Consider the following 996-nt stretch of genomic DNA (forward strand, 5'->3'; position numbering starts at 1 on the left):
CCCATTGGTAATCATCGGGATACTGCTCAATATCCTTAAGCAAGGCTTCATCATCAATCTTTGAGGGCTTACGCTCAGTAAAGCCTTTAGGATGGGGATTTTTAATCCAGCTATAGACGGTGAATTTGCTGATCTTGTAGCGCTTTGCAACAGCGCGCCAAGTTTCTCCATTAGCAATATCGTTAAGAATTTTCTGTCGGAATTGGCTACAGTAGGTCATAGGATATGCTCAGTTTGTTTTTGATAGTTCTACTACAAGTTGTTCTTTATATCTGCTTTGGATAGATTGGATTATAAGTGATTTGACTATAAACCCTTTGATAGTCATTGAAGGTTGCAAGCTTGGTTAGATCGTTTTCTACTTTGATTGGGTCTTGTTCTTTGTAGGTCGTGGTCTTTTTTTAAGTGTCATACCGATTGATTTTAGTGCATAAAATATGCCTTGTGGTGTACAGGCAAAGTGTTCTGCTATTTCAAATAAATAGGCATCATTGTGTTGTTCTACATAGGTTTTAAGTTGTTCACGGTCTATTTTTCTTGGTTTTGTGTCTTGAGATTGGGCGCTAAATTCACCTGTATCTCTTTGGAGTTTTTTCCAGCTGTATAGTGCTGAGCGTGATATGCCATAGGCTTGTATTACTTGGTCAATGTCTTTGCATTTGTCCCAGTACGCCATTGCTTTTTGTCGGATTTCAATTGTGTATGCCATTTTGTTAGTTTTCGCTATTTTTAGTCTTGTTTCTATTTTAAATTACTATAATTTCTGTAAAAAAATATCAACTCAATATATTGAAATTTACATATTTTATTATTGTTGAAATTATTGGGTCATCGTCCAGCATACTTTTCAAACCACTATCGAATTTTCTATTGCCCATCTATAGCAGCTTACTTGATAGAGATTTTACCCAGTCTATTAAGCAGCGTAGAATAGTGATTTATTTTTATCGAGAAGAGTATGAGTGAACAAAGCCCTACCGTTCATAAGCCAAGTGC

At 36.0% G+C, this 996-nt stretch carries 1 protein-coding gene and 1 pseudogene; both read right to left on the minus strand.

The annotated features are described in order from the left end of the window. On the minus strand, positions 1-220 hold a 220-nt coding region (locus A5N85_RS14480), incomplete at its 3' end, for an IS630 transposase-related protein (protein WP_143143358.1). An 88-nt stretch (positions 221-308) separates the two neighbouring features. Beyond that, positions 309-709, minus strand: a pseudogene (locus A5N85_RS14485) (IS630 family transposase); the annotation flags it as partial. Between the last annotated feature and the right edge of the window lie 287 nt (positions 710-996).

This window comes from Suttonella ornithocola, from assembly GCF_001889065.1.
Lineage (GTDB): Bacteria > Pseudomonadota > Gammaproteobacteria > Cardiobacteriales > Cardiobacteriaceae > Suttonella_A > Suttonella_A ornithocola.